This window comes from Mangrovactinospora gilvigrisea (genome assembly GCF_001879105.1).
Lineage (GTDB): Bacteria > Actinomycetota > Actinomycetes > Streptomycetales > Streptomycetaceae > Mangrovactinospora > Mangrovactinospora gilvigrisea.
Genome location: NZ_MLCF01000156.1, coordinates 17,784 through 36,218 on the forward strand (window position 1 = coordinate 17,784; position 18,435 = coordinate 36,218).

Annotated in this window: 15 protein-coding genes and 1 tRNA gene; 5 read left to right on the forward strand and 11 right to left on the reverse strand. The window is 71.6% G+C overall.

Translation table 11 applies throughout. The features are described 5' to 3' along the window. Positions 1-25: 25 nt before the first annotated feature. From BIV57_RS22060 to BIV57_RS22090, 7 genes are all read right to left on the reverse strand, one after another. Complete coding sequence (locus BIV57_RS22060) at positions 26-757, reverse strand: ABC transporter ATP-binding protein (RefSeq protein ID WP_071658629.1); 732 nt, start codon at positions 755-757, stop codon at positions 26-28. Continuing rightward, on the reverse strand, positions 750-1,625 hold the full coding sequence (locus BIV57_RS22065) for an ABC transporter ATP-binding protein (protein WP_071658630.1): 876 nt from the start codon (positions 1,623-1,625) through the stop codon (positions 750-752). The genes BIV57_RS22060 and BIV57_RS22065 overlap by 8 nt, the downstream gene beginning before the upstream one ends. Then, on the reverse strand, positions 1,622-3,007 hold the full coding sequence (locus tag BIV57_RS22070) for a branched-chain amino acid ABC transporter permease (RefSeq protein ID WP_071658631.1): 1,386 nt from the start codon (positions 3,005-3,007) through the stop codon (positions 1,622-1,624). The genes BIV57_RS22065 and BIV57_RS22070 overlap by 4 nt, the downstream gene beginning before the upstream one ends. Then, entirely contained in the window at positions 3,004-3,930 is a 927-nt protein-coding gene (locus tag BIV57_RS22075) for a branched-chain amino acid ABC transporter permease (RefSeq protein ID WP_071658632.1), read from the reverse strand. Before BIV57_RS22075 ends, BIV57_RS22070 begins: the two co-directional genes overlap by 4 nt. Positions 3,931-3,940: 10 nt before the next feature. After that, complete coding sequence (locus BIV57_RS22080; RefSeq protein ID WP_336447174.1) at positions 3,941-5,176, reverse strand: branched-chain amino acid ABC transporter substrate-binding protein; 1,236 nt, start codon at positions 5,174-5,176, stop codon at positions 3,941-3,943. Between the two features lie 160 nt (positions 5,177-5,336). Beyond that, a complete protein-coding gene (locus tag BIV57_RS22085; protein WP_071658634.1) occupies positions 5,337-7,019 on the reverse strand; it encodes an APC family permease in 1,683 nt (560 codons plus the stop codon). Between the two features lie 209 nt (positions 7,020-7,228). Further along, positions 7,229-7,891, reverse strand: coding sequence for an ANTAR domain-containing response regulator (locus tag BIV57_RS22090; RefSeq protein ID WP_245797850.1), 663 nt, complete (start codon positions 7,889-7,891; stop codon positions 7,229-7,231). 115 nt (positions 7,892-8,006) lie between these two features. On the opposite strand from BIV57_RS22090, the gene BIV57_RS22095 reads away from it, so the two are divergent. From BIV57_RS22095 to BIV57_RS22115, 5 genes are all read left to right on the forward strand, one after another. Beyond that, a tRNA-Leu gene (locus BIV57_RS22095) sits at positions 8,007-8,093 on the forward strand. Positions 8,094-8,167: 74 nt separating this feature from the next. Then, positions 8,168-8,935, forward strand: a complete 768-nt coding sequence (locus tag BIV57_RS22100) for a helix-turn-helix domain-containing protein (protein ID WP_175548827.1) — start codon at positions 8,168-8,170, stop codon at positions 8,933-8,935. A gap of 171 nt (positions 8,936-9,106) precedes the next feature. Next, positions 9,107-10,921 (forward strand): ABC transporter ATP-binding protein, encoded by a 1,815-nt coding sequence (locus BIV57_RS26530; protein WP_071658637.1) that lies wholly within the window; start codon positions 9,107-9,109, stop codon positions 10,919-10,921. After that, positions 10,905-12,719, forward strand: coding sequence for an ATP-binding cassette domain-containing protein (locus tag BIV57_RS22110; protein WP_071658638.1), 1,815 nt, complete (start codon positions 10,905-10,907; stop codon positions 12,717-12,719). Before BIV57_RS26530 ends, BIV57_RS22110 begins: the two co-directional genes overlap by 17 nt. A gap of 68 nt (positions 12,720-12,787) precedes the next feature. Then, the gene (locus BIV57_RS22115) at positions 12,788-13,762 is read left to right on the forward strand and encodes a ketopantoate reductase family protein (RefSeq protein WP_071658639.1); all 975 of its coding nucleotides are present in this window, start codon (positions 12,788-12,790) and stop codon (positions 13,760-13,762) included. On the opposite strand, the gene BIV57_RS22120 is transcribed toward BIV57_RS22115, so the two are convergent. The 4 genes from BIV57_RS22120 to BIV57_RS22135 all read right to left on the reverse strand — a co-directional run bounded on the left by BIV57_RS22120 (position 13,752) and on the right by BIV57_RS22135 (position 18,284). Continuing rightward, complete coding sequence (locus tag BIV57_RS22120; protein ID WP_071658640.1) at positions 13,752-15,284, reverse strand: MFS transporter; 1,533 nt, start codon at positions 15,282-15,284, stop codon at positions 13,752-13,754. The two genes, BIV57_RS22115 and BIV57_RS22120, sit on opposite strands and share 11 nt — an antisense overlap. A 54-nt stretch (positions 15,285-15,338) precedes the next feature. Next, the gene (locus tag BIV57_RS22125; protein WP_071658641.1) at positions 15,339-15,944 is read right to left on the reverse strand and encodes a TetR/AcrR family transcriptional regulator; all 606 of its coding nucleotides are present in this window, start codon (positions 15,942-15,944) and stop codon (positions 15,339-15,341) included. 165 nt (positions 15,945-16,109) lie between these two features. Further along, entirely contained in the window at positions 16,110-17,546 is a 1,437-nt protein-coding gene (gene pyk, locus BIV57_RS22130; RefSeq protein WP_071658642.1) for a pyruvate kinase, read from the reverse strand. A 69-nt stretch (positions 17,547-17,615) separates the two neighbouring features. Further along, positions 17,616-18,284 carry a DUF624 domain-containing protein gene (locus BIV57_RS22135; RefSeq protein ID WP_071658643.1) on the reverse strand — a complete coding sequence of 223 codons (669 nt, stop codon included), beginning with the start codon at positions 18,282-18,284 and terminating at the stop codon, positions 17,616-17,618. Positions 18,285-18,435: the final 151 nt, after the last annotated feature.

The following is an 18,435-nucleotide window of genomic DNA, read 5'->3' on the forward strand; positions in this document are numbered from 1 at the left end:
CGGCGGCCCACGCCGCGCCGCCGCCTCAGGCCGCGCCCTCGCCGAGGTAGGCGGCACGCACCCGGTCGTCGCGCAGCAGCACCTCCGCGGTCTCCTCCATGACGACCGCGCCGGTCTCCAGGACGTACCCGCGGGTGGCGAGCCGCAGCGCCTGGGCGGCGTTCTGCTCCACCAGCAGCACGGTGGTGCCCTGCTGGTTGATCTCCCGGACGATCTCGAAGATCTGACGGACCACCATCGGCGCCAGCCCCATCGACGGCTCGTCCAGCAGCAGCAGCTCCGGGCGGGCCATCAGGGCCCGGCCGATCGCCAGCATCTGCTGCTCGCCGCCGGAGAGGGTGCCGGCCAGCTGGGTGCGGCGCTCGGCCAGCCGCGGGAAGAGGCCGAAGACGCGGTCCAGGTCCTCGCGGCGGGCGCCGCCGCGGAACCGGTAGGCGCCCATCCGCAGGTTCTCCAGCACCGACATGACGGGGAAGACCCGGCGCCCCTCGGGGGCGTGCGCGATGCCCAGCGCCACCACATGGTGGGCCGGCACCCCGTCGATCCGCTCGCCGCGGAAGAGCACCCCGCCCGAGCGGGGCTTCAGCAGGCCGCTGACGGTGCGCAGGGTGGTGGTCTTCCCGGCGCCGTTGGCGCCCAGCAGGGCCACCACCTCGCCGCGGCGGACGGCCACCGAGATGCCGCGCAGCGCGCGGATGGCGCCGTAGGAGACCTCCAGCCGGTCCAGCTCCAGCAGCGGCGGCTCGCTCTCACTCATCCGCGTCCTCCCGCCCGACCGCGTCACCGGTCTCCCTCGTGTTCTCGGCGTCCTCCTCGGCGGCGCCGAGGTAGGCCTCCACCACCGCCGGGTCGCGCTGCACCTGCTCCGGGCGGCCCTCGGCGATCACCCGGCCGAAGTTGAGCACCATCACCCGGTGCGCCACCGACATCACCAGCCGCATGTCGTGCTCGATCAGCAGCACGCTGATCGCCAGCTCCTCGTTGATCCGCCGGATCAGTGCGGCCATCTGCTCCTTCTCCACGCGGTTGGTGCCCGCCGCCGGCTCGTCCAGCAGCAGCACCTCCGGGTCGGAGGCGAGTGCCCGGGCCATCTCCAGCCGCCGCTGGTCGCCGTAGTTGAGGTTGCCGGCCAGCTCGTTGACGCGGGCGCCGAGCCCGGCGAACTCCAGCAGCTCCGCCGCGCGCCCCGCCGACGCCTTCTGGTCGCGGCGCGCCCACGGCATGCCGAGCATGTTGGCGATCGGGCCGGAGCGCTGCGCCCGCTCGGCCGCGATCTGGACGTTCTCCAGGGCGGTGAGCGCGGCGAAGAGCCGGATGTTCTGGAAGGTGCGGGCCAGGCCCAGCCGGTTGACGCGGTACGGCTTGCGTCCCAGCAGACTCACCGGCGCGCCGTCCGCCCGGATGAACGTCAACTCCCCTTCCTGCGGCGTGTAGACCCCGGTGAGCACGTTGAACAGGGAGGTCTTGCCGGCCCCGTTGGGGCCGATCACCGCCAGGATCTCGCCCCGGCGCATCGTCAGGTCGATGTCCTGGAGGCTCACCAGCCCGCCGAAGCGCAGCGTTACCCCGCGGGTGCGCAGCACCTCGCCGCCGCCGGACGCGTCCATCGTCGCCGTCGCCGTCATGAGGTGGTGCCTCCCGCCGCGCCGGTCGCGTCCGCCCCGCCGACGCCGCTCTCCGCGAGCTTGATCTCGCGCTGCCGGCGGCGGGAGGGGATCACCCCCTGCGGCCGGAAGATCATCATCGCCACCAGCAGCCCGCCCAGGTACATGTAGCGGTCCTCCGCCGGGACGTACGACTTCAGCCACTGCGGCAGCAGCGTCAGCAGCGCGGTGCCCACCAGCACCCCGGCGATCGAGCCCATCCCCCCGAAGATCACATAGGAGAGCACCAGGATCGACGCCAGCAGCGGGAAGTTGTCCGGGTTGATGAAGCCCACCTTGGACGCGTAGACGACGCCGGCGAGCCCCGAGGTGGAGGCCCCGATGGCGAACGCCATCAGCTTGTAGCGCACCGTGTTGAGCCCGCTGGCCTGCGCCGCGACCTCGTCCTCGCGCACCGCCGTCCAGGCCCGCCCGATCCGGGAGTTCTCCAGCCGGGAGAAGAGCACCACCAGGATCGCGGTGAACGCCAGGATCAGGTACCAGTACGGCAGCGGATCGAACATCCAGTTGTAGTCGAGCCCGAAGAGGTGGATCGACGGATGCGGGATCATCTTGGTCGTCCCCCGCGATCCGCCGGTGAAGCCGTCCGCGTTCTTCGCCACCAGATAGACGATCTCGTGGAAGCCCAGCGTGACGATCGCCAGGTAGTCGCCGCGCAGCCGCAGTGTCGGCGTCCCCAGCAGCAGCCCCGCCGCCAGGCAGGTGAGCACCGCGATCGGGATCACCACGAACGGGTTGAGCACCACCGGCGGCTGCACCGGCAGCGAGCCCGTCCAGAACGCCACGCTGTAGGCGCCCACCGCGTAGAAGGCCACGAAGCCGAGGTCGAGCAGGCCCGCCCAGCCGATCACCACATTGAGGCCGACCGCCAGCAGCAGATAGACGCCCATCTGCTCGACGAAGACCACCTGCCAGGTCGGCGAAAGCAGATTGGGGATCACCGCGCCGGCCAGCAGCACCAGCGCCCCGACCGCCAGCTTCGGCCACACCCCGGCGGCGTAGAACCGGCGCAGCGGCGCCACCCCGCGGGCCACCCCGTCCTGGGCGGTGCGCGCCGGGGCGCGCAGCGGCGCGCCGAACTCCCGCACCGCCCACAGCAGCACCCCGATGCCCACGCAGACGCCCAGCCGGGGCACCGAGGTGAACGTCGCCTTCAGCGAGGACATCAGGGCAGTCGAGCCGGCGCCCTGGGGCCCCGTCACCACCGCCAGCGCCAGGCCGGCCACCACGAAGCCGAGCAGCCGCCGCCAGCGCGGCCGCCGGTACCACGCGTCGCGGCGCAGCCTGGCCACGTCCACCTTGGGACGCCGAAAGCTTTCCTCGGACGCCGTCCCGCCGCTCATGCCGACCTCCCCAACCGCTCGCCCAGCAGGCCCGTCGGACGGAACATCAGCACCAGCACCAGGATGACGAATGCCGCGACGTCGATCCACTCGCTGCCCAGCAGGGGAACGGTGAAGCTCTCGATGACGCCCAGCAGCAGCCCGCCGAGCATCGCCCCGCGGACATTGCCGATGCCGCCCAGCACCGCGGCCGCGAACGCCTTGATGCCCGGGACGAAGCCCATGGTGAAGACCACCTGGCCGGAGACCGCGTAGCCGTAGAGGAAGCCCGCGGCGCCGCCCAGCAGCCCGCCGATCACAAAGGTGCGCGAGACCACCCGGTCGATGTCGACGCCCATCAGCCCGGCGGTCTCGGCGTCCTGGGCCACCGCGCGGATGCCGGAGCCCAGCTTGGTGCGGTTCACCACCCGGTCCAGCGCGATCATCATCACCACCGCGGCGCCCACCACCACGACCTGGTTGACCCGCACCTCCACCGAGGTGCCCGGCCAGTGGAAGAGCACGCTGTTGGTGTAGAGCGACGGCACCTGGATGGGCGTCCGCCCGAACAGCTTCCCGCACAGGTTGTACAGGAAGAACGATGCCCCCACGGCGCTCAGCAGGAACACCAGCCGCGGGGCGTGCGCCTTGCGGAGCGGGCGGTAGGCCACCCGCTCCAGGCACCAGGCGATCGCCGCGCCGCCCACCATTCCGCTCAGGCAGCCGATCACCATCCACAGCACGGACGGAAATCCGTGCGGGCGGGACGGGGCGAACTCCGTCAGCACGATCATGCCGACGAAGCCGCCCGTCATGAACACCTCGCTGTGCGCGAAGTTGATCAGCTGCAGGACCCCGTACACCAGCGTGTATCCGATAGCGAAGATCGCATACATCGACCCGAGCACGATGCCCAGCGTCAGGTAATCAAGAAACGAGGACATCGGCCCGCCGTCAGCCCGCGGAGCCGACGAGCTGGTTCACATTCCCCAGGAATGTGATCTTCCCGCTCTTCACCTGGTAGATCCAGACGTCGGTGCCCTTGAACTGGCCGGTCGACTTGAACGAGAACTCCTTGCTGATGCCCTTGTAGTCGGCCGTCTTCATCGCCGCGAGCAGCGCCTGCCGGGAGACCCCCGCGCCCAGCTTGGTGATCTGCTGGAGCAGCATGTTCGCCTCGTCGTAGCCCTCCGCCGAGTACGTCGACGGCGGGGTCTTGAACGTCGAGGTGTACTGCGTCGCAAAGGTCTTGGTGGACGCCTGGACCGTCGGGTCCGTGCACGGGCAGGTGAGGTACCAGTTGTTGACCGCGGTGCCGGCGAGCTTCACCAGCTGCGGATCCTTGGCGCCGTCGTCGGAGAAGACCGCGCCGGTGTACCCGGCGTCGTGCAGCTTCTTGGCGAGCGGGGCGGCGTCCGCGTAGTAGCCGGCGTAGATCAGCGCCGTCGCCTTGGAGTTGGCCACCTTGGCGGCCGGACCGCTGTAGTCCGGCGTCCCGGCCGGGACGCTGTCGCTGACCACCTGCACCCCGTCGGCCTTCAGGTCCGCGCGGGCCACGTTGGCCAGCCCGACACCGTACTCCGACTTGTCGTCGATGACGTAGACCTTCGTCGGCTTGGGCGTCAGCTTCTTGGTGATGTAGTCGGCCATCGCCTTGCCCTGCAGATTGTCATTGGCGATGCCCTGGAGGAACGAGGTGAAACCCTGCGTGGTCAGCTGCGGGTTGGTCGCCGACGGCGTGATCGACAGCAGGCTGGCCGAGGAGTAGAGCGGCTCGGAGGCCTTCGTCGGACCGGAGAAGATCGGCCCGATGACGGCCTTGATCGAATTGTTCTGGATCAGCTGGGTGGCGGCGGCGTTCGCCTTCGACGGGTCGCCCTCGTCGTCGGAGGTCGCCAGCTTCACGGTGAACGGCTTGTTGGGCTTGGCGTTGAACTGGTTGAACGCCAGCTGCACCCCGTCCTTCACATTGATACCGAGCTGCGCATTGGCCCCGGAGAGTGGCCCCTGCAACCCGATGGTGACGGTCTTACCCCCTCCGGAACCGCCCGATTTGCCCCCGCCGCCCGATTTTCCATTGCTGGAACAGGCGCTCAGAGCAAGCACACCGGCCGCCAGCGGCACGGCGAACTTGACGATCTTTCGATGGAGCACGGCAGACCCCCTGTCGCGAAAGAACGCACCGACCACCGCCCCGAAGGTCGGGGCGGTGGTCGGAATCTAGCGGGGGCAGATCGTTGCCAGATAGACGGCGGTCGGAGATGTGACCCGGCCGTGATATGCGTCACGTCCGCGAAACGCGGCCGTCCGGTTTTTCGGGATCTTGAGAATCCCGCCCGTCACACGGCCTTCACGCGGCCGGAAGCGGCTCCTCCGCCTCGTCGGAGTGGTCCGCCTCCCTGCGGGCCTCCTCCAGGTGGGCGAGCGCCTCCGACGCCGGCAGCTTGAACCGCAGCGCCAGCCAGAACACCAGCCCCGAGATCACCAGGTTGGTGACGAAGCCGACCCCCAGACTGATCTTCCCGGTGCCGCCGAACTCGCTCAGCCAGCTCTGGATCGTCACCAGCGGCAGCCACACCAGCACCCAGGCGCCGGTCCGGAAGTCCAGCTTCGGCTTCTCCTCCTTGGAGGTGACGTAGTAGATGCCCAGCACCACCAGACCGAGCAGGATGCTGACCATCAGCTTCCAGTCGGTGTCCCAACCCGCCCAGAAGACGATCAGGTTGGAGGAGTAGAACGCCAGGAACGAGATCACCGGGGCGGCCGGCAGCCGGAACGGCCGCGGCGCGTCCGGCGCCTGCTGGCGCAGCGCCATCAGCACGATCGGGCCGACGCCGAAGGACATCACCGTCGCCGAGGTGATGAAGCCGACCAGCTGCTGCCAGCTGGGGAACGGCAGGAACACGATCAGACCGATGACGAAGGTGACGATCAGCGACACCAGCGGCGCGCCCTTGGACGTCGTCTTCGCCAGCGACCGCGGCGCGTTGCGGTTCATCCCCATCGCATAGGAGACGCGGGCCGTCACCGTGGTGTAGATCAGGCCGGTGTCGCCGGGCGAGATCACCGCGTCGACGTAGAGCAGCGTGGCCAGCCAGCCCAGCCCCAGGATCGTGGAGAGCGCCGCCAACGGACCGAAGTCATTGGCGTAGTTGAGGTCCAGCCACCCGTGCGAGGCGGCGAGGTTCTTGCCCGGGACGGCGCCGATGAACGCCACCTCCAGCAGGACGTAGATCACGCCGCAGATGAGCACCGAGCCGATGATGGCGATGGGAATGTTGCGCTTGGGGTTGTTGGTCTCACCGGCCAGCTCGATTCCCTGCCGGAAACCCAGGAAGGAGAAGGTGATGCCGGCGGTGGCGATGCAGCTGAAGATGCCCTTGGCGCCGCCGGGCATGAATCCGCCGCCCTTGCCGTACTCGGTCGCATTGAAGTTGTGACCGTGGAACGCCGTCAGCAGGAACGCCACCACCACCAGGACGATGATGAGCAGCTTCCAGGTGACCAGGATGTTGTTCAGGCGTGCGAACCAGCGCACCCCGTAGTAGTTGATGACGACGAACAGCGCCATGGCCAGCACGGCGATGAGGTAGCCGAGACCGGTCAGGGTGTGCGCGCCGTTGGAGTGGGCCGTGGTGAGCGGCGCCCACTTGGTGGCGTACTGCAGCGCGCCCTCCACCTCGATCGGCGCCACGGTGGCGGCGGCGATCCAGGTGATCCAGCCCATGGTGTAGCTGGTGAACGAGCCGAAGGAGAAGTGCGGGAACCGCACCACGCCGCCGGAGACCGGGATCATCGGGCCGAGCTCCGAGAAGCACAGGCCGATGAGGAGGATCATCACGGTGCCGATGGCCCAGGACAGGACGGAGGACGGCCCCGCGATCTTGGCGGCGTTCATCGCTCCGAAGAGCCAGCCGGATCCGATGATGGAGCCCACTCCGGCAAAGAGCAGGCTGACGATGCCGACATCGCGCTTCAGATGACCGGATCTCGGCCCAGCGGACGCCTTGGTGCTTGTGGTGCTCTCACTCATATACGGGCACTCCCCGTGTTCGTGGCATTGAAGTACGGCAGCCCGAGACCGCCCCGCGCCGGATTCCGGCCGGTGGCGACTTCCCCTCTCAGGCTGCCGCAGTGTAGGCAGATTTAAATGCCCACCACACGAATGGGTGAAGTTTTTACCCGTCAATTAAGGTAAATGGAAGTTCAATTGGGCAGGTCAGGAGGATGCTTGAGGGTTAATCAGGCATCCTTGTCCGCACTGTCGCCCATGTCGGCGGAATCCGCCTTGTCGGCTTTCGCCTTGGTGCCTTCCTCGATGACCGCCTCGGCGACGGCCTTCATCGTGAGCCGCCGGTCCATCGAGGTCTTCTGGATCCACCGGAATGCCGCCGGCTCGCTCAGCCCGTACTGCGACTGCAGCACGCTCTTGGCGCGGTCCACCAGCTTGCGCGTCTCCAGACGGAGGGAGAGGTCGGCGACCTCCTGCTCCAGCGCGGCCATCTCCGAGTACCGGGAGACCGCCATCTCGATCGCCGGCACCAGGTCCGTCTTGGTGAACGGCTTGACGATGTAGCTCATCGCGCCGGCGTCCCGCGCCTTCTCGACGAGCTCGCGCTGCGAGAACGCGGTGAGGATGAGGACGGGCGCAATCCGCGCCCCGATGATCCGCTCCGCGGCGGAGATGCCGTCCAGGACGGGCATCTTCACGTCCATCAGCACCACGTCGGGCCGCAGCTCCTCGGCGAGCTTGACGGCCGCCTCCCCGTCCCCGGCCTCGCCGACGACGTCGTACCCCTCCTCCTGGAGCATCTCCTTGATGTCCAGGCGGATCAGCGCCTCGTCCTCGGCAATGACAACCCGCACGGCGGGGACGGACACGTCGGTCGACTCATCGGCTGACACGGTGGACTCCCCGGGGGTTCGAGCTGGTGAAGGTGCATGCACGAGCCTACCGGCTCTGTGTAGACTTCTGCGCAGTTGGATGGCCCGTAGAAAACGGACATGTCCCACTAAAGTAGCCGGAATGGTGGAATCGGTAGACACGCGACCCTCAAAAGGTTGTGTCCGAAAGGGCGTGCGGGTTCGAGTCCCGCTTCCGGCACCAATTTCTTCCACAATGTCAGACTGTCAGTGGCGGCTGTGACGCTCAGTCATGTGCCACAACACCACGCACGTGCGGTGCGTCAGAAGGCCCTGTCCCTACTCCGCGGGGGCGCCCCCTATCAGGTCGTCGCCGATCAGCTCAACGTCCCCCGCGGCACCGTCGGCTACTGGCTTCACGTTGATCGGTTCAAGCGCGGCGAGTGCCCCGGGCGGACGCCGGCGAAGTGCTGCCCCCGATGCGACGGGCTGCCGCTCGACCGACGTGTCTACGCCTACCTCCTGGGGCTCTACCTTGGCGACGGCCACATCGTCTCCAAATATCGGCAGCACACTCTCGCCATCTACTGCGACGACCACTACCCCGCCCTGAAGGATCTGGCAGAGGCTGCCCTGCGCGCCGTGCTCCCGGAATGCGGCACCGGCCGGGTCCAGCGCCCGGGTTGCACCGAGGTCAAGTCCTACTCCAGCCACTGGCAGTGCCTCTTCCCCCAGCACGGGCCCGGCAAGAAGCACAACCGCCCCATCGTGCTCGAACCGTGGCAGCAGGACATCGTCGCCGAGCACCCCTGGGAGCTGATCCGCGGCCTCATCCACTCCGACGGCTGCCGCGTTACCAACTGGACGACCAAGATCGTTCAGGGACGGGTCAAGCGCTACGAGTACCCGCGCTACTTCTTCACCAACCTCTCCGCCGACATCATCGGCATCTACACGGACGCCCTCGACCTGGTCGGCGTCGAGTGGACGATGGCCGCCAAGAACCGCGGCCGCATCTATGACATCAGCGTCGCCCGCAAGGCCTCCGTCGCGCTGATGGAGACGCACGTCGGGGCCAAGTACTAGGCGCGCGTTAATCGCTCGCGGCCCCGTCGGCGCGAGCGGTAGCGTGCCGCGCGGTGATCTGAACTCCGGGCGGCGCCCGCCACGCGCGCCGCAGACGACGTCCGATCCGCCGCCGCGGCTGCTGCTGCCTCGCGGGGCGGTTCCCTCGCCGATCCTGGAGCCCCCTCCGCCGTGCGCACCCTCCGGTTCCTCGCCGAACTCCCCCGCGCCCACCCCGGCCTGGCCGCCGGCTGGTGGGGGCTGATCCTGCTCCGCGGGCTGCTGCCCGCCTCCTTCACGCTGCTGGTCGGGGCGCTGGTGGAGGACGTCCGCGAGGGACGCCCCGACACCGCCGCCCTCGCCGCCACCGCTGCCGTCTTCGTCCTCCTGCAAGTCCTCGGCCCGCTCCATGCCGAGGCCGGCGCGCATCTCGGCGAGCGGCTCGCCGGGCGGCTCTACGCGCGCCTGCTGGACGGCGCGACACGTCCGCCCGGCCTCGCCCACCTCGAGTCGCCGGATCTCGCCGAAGACCTCGCCGTCGCCCGCGACTTCGAGACCGGCATGAGCGGCCTGATCCTGACGATGGCCGTCCCCCGGCTCGGCAGCGGCCTCGCCGAGGCGCTCGCCGGGGCCGCCCAGGCCGCCGTCCTGGCGCGGTACGCCTGGTGGGCGCCGCTGCTGGTGGGCGGGGCCTGGCTCGCCTCCCAGCGGCTGCTACGCCGCAGTTCCGCCTTCGACCTGTCGGATCCTCGGATGCGCGCCGCCCAGCAGCGCGCCGCGTACGCATTCGGCCTCGCCGTCCGCCCGCCCGCGGCCAAGGAGGTGCGGCTCTTCGGGCTCGCCGACTGGACGGTGGCACTCTTCGCCGCCGACCGCGCCCGCCTCGTGGAGTTGCGGCAGCGGGCCACCCGCCTGCGCCGCGGTCCGCTGCTGGCCTCCGTCGCGCTGCTGGTGGCGGCGAACGCCGCGTTCTTCGCCTCGCTCGCCGCGGACGCCTCGCGGGGACGCCTGACGATGGGCGCTGCGGTGGTCTTCGCCCAGGCGGCGATCGGTGCGTCGGCGCTCGGCTTCGGGGCGCTGGGCCCGGCGCTGAGCGGCGCCGCGGGGCGGGTGGCGGCGGTGCTGCCGCTGGCGGCGAAGGCGGCGAGGCGGGGCGCGCTGCCGTCCGGGTCCGGCCGTGCCGACGGCCTGCCGGTGCGCGAGCTGCGCTTCACCGGTGTGCGGTTCGGCTATCCGCACGCCGACCGTCCGGTCTTCGACGGGTTGGATCTGAGCATCGAGGCGGGCCGGTCGCTGGCGATCGTCGGCGTCAACGGGGCGGGGAAGACGACGCTGGTGAAGCTGCTGTGCCGGCTGTACGACCCGGACGGCGGCGCGATCACCGTCGACGGCATCGACCTGCGGGATCTCGGCACCGCCTGCTGGCGGTCCCGTCTCGCGGCGGTCTTCCAGGACTTCGCCCGCTATCCGCTCGCGCTGCGCGACAACGTCGACCCACCGGGGCTCGCCCCGGACGAGGACGTCCGGGCCGCGCTGGCGGACGCGGGCGCTTCGGGCGTCGCCGAGTTGGACCAGGTGCTGGCCCGCGGCTTTCCGGGCGGCACGGAGCTGTCCGGCGGGCAGTGGCAGCGCGTGGCGATCGCCCGGGCGCTCTGCGCGGTGCGCGGCGGCGCGGGGGTGCTGGTGCTGGACGAGCCGACGGCCCAGTTGGACGTGCGCGGCGAGGCGGAGGTGTTCCGCCGGGTGCTGGCGGCGGCGCGGGGGCGGACGGTGGTGCTGGTCTCGCACCGGTTCTCCACGGTGCGTCAGGCGGATCGGATCGTGGTGCTGGAGCACGGCCGGGTGGTGGAGTCCGGTTCGCACGAGGAGCTGATGGCGGCCGGGGGCCGCTACCGCGCGCTGTACACGCTTCAGGCGTCCGCGTTCGACGACGGGCACGGCGACGACGAGCACGGCGACGGGCACGGCACCGACGAGGAGGAGGTGCACCGTGGCGCCGGGCGATGAGCTGGACGCGCTCCCGCCGTGGTGGCGCGGCCTGGGCCGGGCTCTCCGCCTCTGCCGTCGCGCCGGGCCGCGGCTGATGTGGGTTGCGGGCCTCACCACCCTCGCCGCCGCGCTGCCGGATGTGCTCTTCGCGGTCGGTGTCGCCGCGCTGGGCCGGGCCGTCGCCGGTCACCGCGGTTCCGAACTGGCCGCCGCGGCGGGCCTGCTGGCGGTGCTGGCGGCGGCCGGCTGGCTGCTGGGGACGGTGGCGTCGCGTCTCGGGGAGCGGTTGTCGGAGCGCGCGGCGGTGCGGATCGAGGCGCATCTGGCCGGGTTGGAGGCGTCCGTTCCGACGGTCGAGCACCACGAGCGGCCGGAGATCCTGGCCCGGATGGCGCGGCTGCGGGACTGGGCGGGCGGGCTGAGCGAGCTGCCGGCCCGGCTGTTCGATCTGGGCGGCGGGCTGCTGCGGCTGGGCGTGACGCTGGCGCTGCTGATGTCGGTGCGTCCGGTCTTCGGGCTGCTGGGGCTCTTTGCGGTGCCGATGGCGCTGCTGCCGTTGTGGCGCAGCGCGGTGGGCTTCGCCGCCGAGGAGCGGGTGGAGCATCTGCAGCGCCGCGCCCGCCGGCTGTTCGATCTGGGGACGGACGCCGGGACGGGCAAGGAGATACGGGTGTCGGGTGCCCAGGAGCGGCTGGGGGCGTTGTGGGCGGAGGCGTGGCACCGGCGCAACCGGGTGCTGGCCCGGGTGGGTTGGTGCAACATCGGCTGGAGCCTGGTCGCGTTCGGGCTCTTCGGTGCGGCGTTCGCGGCGTGTCTGGTGGTTGAGGCGTCCACGGGTTCGACGGGTTCGGGGCCGGCGCGGGCGGGCGGAGTGCTGCTGGTGCTGGCGGCGGGCGGACGGCTGTCGGGGTATCTGGCCCGCACGGTGGACCAGTTCAACGGGTTCCGCACCATCTGGGTGGACCAGTCGCGGCGGTTGGTGTGGCTGGAGGGGTGGGCGGCGGCGGGGCGGCGGCGCTGGGACGCACCCGTCCCGGACGCGCTCACCGCGGGGATCGTCTTCGAGGACGTCTCGTTCCGCTACCCGGGCACCGACCGCCCGGTGCTGGAGGGGGTGTCGCTGCGGCTGCCGGCCGGGGCGGTGGTGGCGGTGGTCGGGGAGAACGGGGCGGGCAAGTCGACGCTGGTGAAGCTGCTCTGCCGGCTGTACGAGCCGTCGGGCGGCCGGATCCTGGTGGACGGGGTGCCGCTGGACCGCATGCCGGCGGACGGTTGGCGGTCCCGTCTCACCGGGGCGTTCCAGGACTTCTTCCCGTTCGAGTTCACCGCGGCCCGCTCGGTGGGGCTGGGCGATCTCCCGCGGATCGACGACCGGGACGCGGTCGCGGCGGCCGTCGTCCGGGCCGGGGCGGACTCGGTGCTCGCCGGACTCCCCGACGGCCCGGAGACCCGGCTGGGCACGGCGTGGGAGGGCGGGGTGGAGCTGTCGCACGGCCAGTGGCAGAGGATCGCGCTGGCCCGGGGGTTCATGCGGGGCGCGCCGCTGCTGCGGATCCTGGACGAGCCGACGTCGGCGCTGGACGCGGAGACCGAGCACGTGCTGTTCGCCCGGTATGCGGCGGAGGCGCGGCGCGAGGGCGCCGCGGGCGGCGTCACCGTGCTGGTCTCGCACCGGTTCTCCACCGTCCGCGCCGCGGATCTGATCGTGGTGCTGGACGGGGCGCAGGTGGTCGAGCAGGGCTCGCACCGGGAGTTGATGGCGGCGGGCGGCCGCTATGCGGAGCTGTACGGGGTGCAGGCGGCGGCCTATCGCTGAGGTGGTCCGGGGATCGCGAAACACCTCCGTCACCCGGTGGGTGGATGATGCCCCCGAGGTGATGCCGGATGGCGCAGGGCGCACGGGCGTGGGTCGCGGTGGTGGGTGTCGGGGCGGTGGGGACGGCGGTCGGGGTGGCGCTGGCGGACGGCGGCCGCACGGTGGTCGCCTGCGGGGGCAGCAGCGTGCTGGACGGGCTGTCGGTGCAGGTGGACGGCGAAGGCAGAGGGGACGGCGAAGCAACAGCGGGCGGCGACGGAACACGGGGCGGCGACGGGGACGGCGGCCCGCACCGCCACCGTGTCCGCTGGCTGCGGGACCCCGGGCAGCAGCCGCCGCCGGGCGGCCCCGCGCTGGTGGTGCTGGCCGTCAAGGCGCATCAGACGGCGGCCGCCGCGCCCTGGCTGCGGGCGCTGGCCGGCCCGGACGCCCCCGTCCTGGTGGTGCAGAACGGCGTGGAGCACCGGCAGCGGCTGGCGCCGCTCGTCCCGCCGGGCACGCCGGTCGTCCCGGCGCTGATGTACCTCAACGCCGAGCGCACCGGCCCGGGTCGGGCCACCGCCCGGCGCACCGGCGGGCGCGGGCTGGTGGTGCCGGACGACGCCGCGGGGCGGGCGGTGGCGGCGCTGTTCGCCGGGTCATTCCTGAACGCCGAGACGGCCGCCGACTTCCGGACCGCGGCCTGGCGCAAGCTGCTCACCAATGTCGCCGGCAACCCGATCACCGCGCTCACCGGCCGCCGGGTGGAGGTCTTCCGCGAGCCGGCCGTCGGCGACCTGCTGCTCGCGCTGCTGGAGGAGGCCGCCGCGGTGGGCCGCGCCGAGGGCGCGGCGCTGCCCGCGGACGCGCCGGCGGAGGCGCTGACGTGGCTGCGGGCGCTGCCGCCGGGCGCGCCGTCCTCGATGCTCCAGGACCGCCTCGCCGGGAGGGAGTTGGAGCACGAGGCGCTGCTCGGCCCGGTGGTGCGGGGCGGGGACGCGCACGGCGTCCCCGTCCCGGTGGCCCGGGCCGTGCAGGCGCTGGTGGCGGCGCTCAGGCCGTGACGGCCTCGTCCTGGGCGGGCTCGCGGCCGGTGTCGGCCGCGCCGTCCGGTGCGGCCCTGCCCGGCGCGGGGGCGTTGACGAGCAGGATCACCGTCAGCGCGCCGAGCAGCAGGGCCCCGACGCCCCACCAGGTGGCGACGTGGAAGCCGTGCACGGTGCCCCGGGCGGCGAGCAGCCCGCGCTGTGCGGGGGTGCGGATGCCGGCGGCCCGGGCGGCGATCCAGCTGGTGGTGGCGGAGGCGGCGATGGTGTTGAGCAGTGCCGTGCCCAGCGAACCGCCGACCTGCTGGGTGGAGTTGAGGGCGGCCGAGGTCACGCCGGAGTCCTGCGGGGCGACGCTGCCGGTGGCGGTGGAGATGACGGCCATGAAGGTGCAGCCCATCCCGAGCCCGAGGACGAGGATGGCGGGCAGCACCGTGCCGGCGTACCCGGAGTGGATGTTGAGGCGGGTGAGCAGGGCGAGGCCGATCGCCGCCATGGTCATCCCGGGCCCGGCGAGCCAGCGCGGCGGGACGCGGGTGAGCAGCCGTGCGGAGATCTGGGTGGAGCCGATGATGATCGCCCCGGTCATCGGCAGGTAGGCGAGCCCGGTCTTCAGCGGCGACCAGTGCAGCACGCCCTGGAGGTAGTAGGTGAGGAACAGGAAGCTGCCGAACATGCCGACGGCGACGAGCGCCATGCTGATCAGCGCGCCGGCCCGCTGCCGGTCGCGGACGATGTGCAGCGGCAGCAGCGGGGTGCGGGTGCGGGTCTGCCAGAGCACGAAGGCGGCGAGCAGGGCGGCGCCGCCGGCCAGCAGGGCGAGCACCAGCGCGTCGCTCCAGCCGCGCGGTTCGGCTTCGCTGAAGCCGTAGACGACGGCGAGCAGCCCGCCGCAGCCCAGGATGACGCCGGGGATGTCGAGGCGGGAGCGGGCCCGGTCGCCGGGCCGGTCGTGCAGCAGGGAGGTCGCCCCGATGACTGCGGCGATCGCGACGGGCACGTTGACATAGAGGCACCAGCGCCAGCTCAGGTACTGGGTGAGCGCGCCGCCGGCGAGCATGCCGATGGCCCCGCCGCCGCCCGCGATGGCGCCGAAGACGCCGAACGCCTTTCCGCGTTCGCGCGGGTCGGTGAAGGTGGTGGTGAGCAGCGCGAGCGCGGCGGGTGCCAGCAGTGCGGCGAAGACGCCCTGCAGCGCGCGGGCGCCGAAGAGCATCCCGCTGCTGGTGGCGGCGCCGCCGATGGCGCTGGCGCCGGCGAAGCCGATGAGGCCGGTGATGAAGGAGCGCTTGCGGCCGAAGAGGTCGGAGAGGCGGCCGCCGAGCAGCAGCAGTCCGCCGAAGGCGAGCGTGTAGGCGGTGATCACCCATTGCCGGTTGGCGTCGCTCATCCCGAGCGCGTGCTGGGCGCTGGGGAGGGCGATGTTCACGATCGTCATGTCGAGGACGACCATCAGCTGGGCGAGGCCGATGACGGCCAGCGCCCACCAGCGGCGCGGGTCGGGTGTGGCACGGTGTTCGGACATGGCCGGAGCGGTCATGCGGCTTTCCTCCTGTACGAGGAGGTGGAGCAGAGGGCTTGAGGGGGCCCGCGCTCAGCTGCCGTGGGCGCTGAGGGCGGGGAGGACGACCTCGTCGACAAGCCGTTCGAGGATCCGGTCGTCGGCCGGCTCGCCGCGCATCATGCAGCGGGTGGCGAGCTCGGACATGGCGGCGCTGATCGGCAGTTCGCCGCCGGCGGCGCGCAGCGCGTCCCCGCGGTCGCGGGCGCGCTGCAGGATGCAGGTGGCGGCGTGGTCGCGGGTGTCCGCGGAGCGCCGGTGCATGATGCGGGCCAGCTCGGGGTCCTGGCGCATGGCGGTCAGGATGCCGAGGTAGAGGTCGCCGTCCGTGGAGCGGACGCGCTCGCGGAAGCCGTCGAGCAGGGCCAGCAGGTCGCCGCGGAGGCTGCCGGTGTCCGGCGGGCGCGGGTCCTCGCCCTTGAAGCGGCACTTGACCGCGTGCGCGACGAGGTCGGGCTTGCCCGTCCAGTGGCGGTAGAGCGTGGCCTTGCTGGTCTGGGCGCGGGCGGCGACGGCGTCCATGGTCAGGCGCTCGTAGCCGCTCTCGGCGAGCAGCTCGCAGACGGCCTCGTAGATCGCCTGGTCCGCGCGGCCGCGTCTCGCGGTGGTCGCGGCGCCGGCCGTCGACTGCGGCTCCACGCTGGACCCCCTTCCCCGTCCCCCGAGGTGTACGAAACGGTATCGTTCTCCAGACTACGTCAACGCTTGACGCCCCGTAAGGGGCGCGGGGAAGTGCGCGAGTGACCGGAACCGACGGTGACTCGGCGAGCTGCCCCGCACCCCTGGGCGCAAAGCCGCCAGGCGTCAGTGCTTCGGGGTGTCGTCCTCGCCGATGTGGTGGATCCGCACCAGGTTCGTCGAACCGGGAACGCCGGGGGGCGACCCCGCGGTGATGACGACCAGGTCGCCCTTGGCGCAGCGGCCCAGCCGCAGCAGCTCGGCGTCGACCTGCTCCACCATCTCGTCGGTGTGCTTGGCCAGCGGGCTGTGGAAGGTCTCCACGCCCCACGACAGCGCCAGCTGGTTGCGCACCGTCTCGTCGGGGCTGAAGGCCAGCACGGGGATCGGCGAGCGGTAGCGGCTCAGCCGGCGCGCGGTGTCGCCGGACTGGGTGAAGGCCACCAGGAACTTGGCGTTGAGGAAGTCGCCCATGTCGGCGGCGGCGCGGGCGACCGCTCCGCCCTGGGTGCGCGGCTTCTGCGCCTTGGTCAGCTCGGGCAGGCCGTGGGCCAGTTCCTCCGCCTCGGCGGCCTCGACGATGCGGGACATCGTCTTCACCGTCTCGACGGGGTACTTGCCGACCGACGTCTCGCCGGAGAGCATCACCGCGTCGGCACCGTCCAGCACGGCGTTGGCGACGTCGGACGCCTCGGCGCGGGTGGGCCGCGAGCTGGTGATCATCGATTCGAGCATCTGGGTGGCGACGATGACCGGCTTGGCGTTCCGCTTGCAGAGCTTGACGGCACGCTTCTGCACCAGCGGCACCTGCTCCAGCGGCATCTCCACACCGAGGTCGCCGCGGGCCACCATGACGCCGTCGAAGGCGTCGACGATCTCCTCCAGCGCCTCGACCGCCTGCGGCTTCTCCACCTTGGCGATGACGGGGAGGCGGAGGCCGACCTCGTCCATGATCTTGTGCACGTCCACCACGTCCGCGCCGGAGCGGACGAAGGAGAGGGCGATCATGTCGGCCTTCATCCGCAGGCCCCACCGCAGGTCCTCGCGGTCCTTCTCGGAGAGGGCGGGGACGGAGACGGCCACGCCGGGCAGGTTGAGCCCCTTGTGGTCGGAGACCATGCCGCCTTCTATCACCATCGTGTGGACGCGCGGGCCCTCCACGTCGGTGACCTCGAGGGTGACCTTGCCGTCGTCGACGAGGATGCGCTCGCCGCGGCTGACGTCCGCGGCGAGGCCCTTGAAGGTGGTGCCGCAGCAGCTGCGGTCGCCGACCACGTCCTCGGTGCTGATGGTGAACTCGTCGCCGCGCTCCAGCAGGACGGGCCCCTCGGCGAAGGTGTCGAGGCGGATCTTCGGCCCCTGGAGGTCGACGAGGATCCCGATCTGCCGGCCGGTCTCCTCGGCCACCTTGCGGATGCGGTGGAACCGCTCCTCGTGCTCGGCGTACGAGCCGTGGGAGAGGTTGAACCGCGCCACGTTCATCCCGGCCTCGGCCAAAGCTCGGATCTGCTCGTACGAGTCCGTGGCCGGGCCGAGGGTACACACGATTTTCGCTCTGCGCATGGCTCAAGAGCCTAGTCGGTCGTCCCATGTCCGATTGACGCCGCCCGGACATCTTGGGGAAACGTCGGGCTAACTCCGGGATGCGGCGGCGGATTTCGGGGCGGCGGGCGCCTCGGCGCCGTCCACGCCGTGCCGTTCGGCCTTCACCAGGGTGCGGGAGACGGCGCGCGCGGTGAGGCGGTACTGCAGCGCGACGACCAGGTACCCGAGGACCGGCAGCGCGGGCGCGACCAGGTAGGAGGCGACGACGCCGGCGGCGAGCAGCAGCGCGCACAGCAGCGTGGTGCCGATGTTGGCGAGCGAGAGCAGCACGGCGTTGCGGATCTGGACGCGGACCGGCGCGGGGTGCTTGACCAGCAGCTGGCAGGCGAACGCGGCGGAGCCGGCGGCGACGATCCCGCCGAGCAGGGCCGCTGCCGCGGCGGGGACGCGGAGCGCCATGCCGGCGTGGGCGTTGACGCCGAAGTAGAAGTCCGCCCACAGCACGACGCCGGCGACGCCCCAGACCAGGGCGAGGACGACGCTCTGGCGGAACTGGGCGACGAAGGCGTCCTTGTAGAGCCGCCAGATCGGTTGCTCGTTGCGGTCCTTGCGGGCGGCGACGACGGCGGTGAGCGCGGACGTCGACGCGAAGACGGTGATCAGCGGGATGGACGTGAACGCCCACAGCAGGCCGGCCCACACGACGCAGAACACGGTGTCGAACGGCCCGGAGACGCGAGAGATGAGGCGGCGCATGACCGCAGTATGCGGTTACGCGTGATCATGCGCCAGGCCCCTGCGCGCACTTGCGTTCCCACTCCCCGCCGCCCCGGCACCCCAAACGACCGCACGGTGCACACCGACCCGGCGCACCCGCGGGCGGGCGGGGTGCCGGGGCGGAGGGGCG

Excerpts from the sequence above, each read along its gene's own strand:
- BIV57_RS22075 (WP_071658632.1), bottom strand. The coding sequence starts at position 3,930 with ATGTCCTCGTTTCTTGATTACCTGACGCTGGGCATCGTGCTCGGGTCG.
- BIV57_RS22120 (WP_071658640.1), bottom strand. The coding sequence starts at position 15,284 with ATGACCGCTCCGGCCATGTCCGAACACCGTGCCACACCCGACCCGCGC.
- BIV57_RS22060 (WP_071658629.1), bottom strand. The coding sequence starts at position 757 with ATGAGTGAGAGCGAGCCGCCGCTGCTGGAGCTGGACCGGCTGGAGGTC.
- BIV57_RS22065 (WP_071658630.1), bottom strand. The coding sequence starts at position 1,625 with ATGACGGCGACGGCGACGATGGACGCGTCCGGCGGCGGCGAGGTGCTG.
- BIV57_RS22085 (WP_071658634.1), bottom strand. The coding sequence starts at position 7,019 with ATGAGTGAGAGCACCACAAGCACCAAGGCGTCCGCTGGGCCGAGATCC.
- BIV57_RS22135 (WP_071658643.1), bottom strand. The coding sequence starts at position 18,284 with ATGCGCCGCCTCATCTCTCGCGTCTCCGGGCCGTTCGACACCGTGTTC.
- pyk (WP_071658642.1), bottom strand. The coding sequence starts at position 17,546 with ATGCGCAGAGCGAAAATCGTGTGTACCCTCGGCCCGGCCACGGACTCG.
- BIV57_RS22115 (WP_071658639.1), top strand. The coding sequence starts at position 12,788 with ATGGCGCAGGGCGCACGGGCGTGGGTCGCGGTGGTGGGTGTCGGGGCG.
- BIV57_RS22070 (WP_071658631.1), bottom strand. The coding sequence starts at position 3,007 with ATGAGCGGCGGGACGGCGTCCGAGGAAAGCTTTCGGCGTCCCAAGGTG.